General features: G+C 55.4%; 2 protein-coding genes and 1 pseudogene. 1 reads left to right on the top strand and 2 read right to left on the bottom strand.

Translation table 11 applies throughout. The annotated features are described in order from the left end of the window. The coding region (locus CSQ89_RS21165; protein ID WP_143747127.1) for a transposase at positions 1 to 380 on the top strand (380 nt) is incomplete at its 5' end. Positions 381 to 506: 126 nt separating this feature from the next. On the opposite strand, the pseudogene CSQ89_RS21160 reads toward CSQ89_RS21165, so the two are convergent. Both CSQ89_RS21160 and CSQ89_RS21155 read right to left on the bottom strand, forming a co-directional pair. After that, positions 507 to 1,628: pseudogene (locus CSQ89_RS21160) on the bottom strand (type I restriction-modification system subunit M). Positions 1,629 to 1,692: 64 nt separating this feature from the next. After that, a partial coding sequence (locus CSQ89_RS21155) for an IS3 family transposase (protein ID WP_143747126.1) occupies positions 1,693 to 2,278 on the bottom strand: 586 nt, incomplete at its 5' end.

The following is a 2,278-nucleotide window of genomic DNA, read 5'->3' as shown; positions in this document are numbered from 1 at the left end:
AACTTCCGGGTGTCGGTCCACTGATTGCCACGGCGATCATTGCCTCGGTAGGAGATGCAACGCAGTTCAAGAATGGCAGGCAGATGTCTGCTTCGATCGGCATTACGCCGGCCCAGCACAGTTCGGGCGGTAAATTGCGACTGCTTGGTATCTCAAAACGGGGAGATGCCTACCTACGGACATTGCTGATTCACGGTGCACGCTCGGCGATGCGAGCCGCCAAACACAAGACAGATAGGCTAAGCCGATGGATCACCGGGCTTGGAGAGCGTCGCCATGCGAATGTGGCCGTCGCGGCCTTGGCCAACAAGACCATACGCATTGCGTGGGCGATGATGCAAAACCAAACCGAGTACCAACCGGATTTTGGCTTGGGCTAGCCCAAGCCAAAATCCGGTTTATCAGAAGTACGAATAGTCGCGCAAAGGAGCAGATCAACTTCGATTGCTGAGCAACCCGAAGGATGGCAAACAGGTCGAACCGGCGCTGATAAACCCCGAGAATGTCTAGGTGCGAGAAGCACGACAAAGCGATAGGGAATTGGCGCGCGAATAGCCCATCATGGCCCTGCATTGATAGTTCGATGCTGTTGTAAGAGGCCGGATATACGTGAGCAGTCGAACCTTCCAGCCAAAGACCGGGATGCTTGCAAACGAGGTGGGGTCCATATATGAGATGTTCAGATTGAAATCATTTTTCTCAATTTCTTCCATGCTTACTCGCCGCGCATAGCGAGGAACGTCTGAGGGGCGTTGCTGATATGTATCGACGATCCTGTTGATATGATCAGGGCGCAATTGATTTTGGCGCTTGCCTTTCTCAAAGTGCTCGGCAGCATTAATGAAGAGCACGTCATCCGGCTTCTTGCACTTCTTCAGCACCAAGATGCAAACCGGGATGCCCGTCGAGTAAAACAGGTTCGCCGGCAGGCCGATCACGGTGTCGATATGTCCATCCTGCAGCAGCTTGCGGCGGATGCGCTCTTACGCACCGCCACGGAACAGCACGCCGTGCGGCAGGATAATGGCCATCACGCCGTCATCCTTCAGATAGTGCAGTCCGTGCAGCAGGAAGGCGAAGTCCGCCGCGCTCTTGGGTGCAACACCATGGTTCTTGAAGCGCATGTCTTCGCTGATCGTGTCGGTCGGGTCCCAGCGATAGCTAAACGGCGGATTCGCTACCACAGCATCGAACTGCGGCTTCTTAGCAGGGTTGGTTTCACGCAGAAAGTCCCAGGCGTTGGTCAGCGTATCGCCGTGATAAATCTCGAACTCGGTATCTTTCACCCCGTGCAGCAGCATGTTCATGCGTGCCAGGTTATAGGTGGTGACGTTGTATTCCTGGCCGTAGATTTTGCCGATGCTACCGCCCGTGTCTTTCATGCGGTGCCGGATATTGAGCAGCAGCGAGCCGGAACCGCAAGCGAAGTCGAACACGCTCTCCAGCTTCTTGCGCGTCCCTTCCTTCGGCTCCTGACTGTCGAGCGTGACAATGGCCGAGAGGATGTTCGAGATCTGCTGCGGCGTGTAAAACTCGCCCGCCTTCTTGCCCGATCCCGCCGCGAACTGACCAATCAGGTACTCGTAGGCATCGCCAAGCGTGTCGGTATCGGTAGAGAACTGCGACATACCGCGTGCGAGTTCCGAGATGATCGAACACTGAACCGCCCCGGGTTTTGAGGAGGGTATTTCGTTAAAGTGTTTTAGCGAGTTGCTGGTAATAGTTTGCCTCAGCTTCTGCTGGCGGGATATAACCAATGGGTTCTAGCAGGCGGTGGTGGTTAAACCATGCCACCCATTCCAACGTAGCCAGCTCCACCGCTTCTCCGGTTTTCCACGGGCCTAGCCGGTGAATGACCTCGGCCTTGTATAAATCGTTTATGGTTTCAGCGAGCGCATTGTCGTAACTGTCACCACGGCTTCCAACCGAGGGCTCAATACCTGCTTCGGACAGTCGCTCCGTGTAGCGGATCGACAAGTATTGCGATCCACGGTCTGAATGGTGGATCAGGCCATCCTGCTGTTTCGGTTGACGGGCGTAGAGGGCTTGCTCCAGCGCATCCAGCACGAAATCAGTCCGCATGCTGCGGCTGACCCGCCAACCCACGATTCGGCGGGCAAACACATCAATTACAAACGCCACATACAACCCACCCTGCCAAGTCGATACATAGGTGTAATCGGCTACCCATAGCGCGTTGGGGCGATCCGCTTTGAAGCAACGATGCACGCGGTCTTGTGGACAGTGATCCTTCGCATCTGGCACGGTCGTTTTCACC

Origin of the sequence: Chitinimonas sp. BJB300, assembly GCF_002735695.1 — a bacterium.
Classification (GTDB): Bacteria; Pseudomonadota; Gammaproteobacteria; order Burkholderiales; family Chitinimonadaceae; genus Chitinimonas.
Note: the sequence above shows the minus strand (reverse complement) of the source record. Positions and strands in the feature narration are given on the sequence as shown.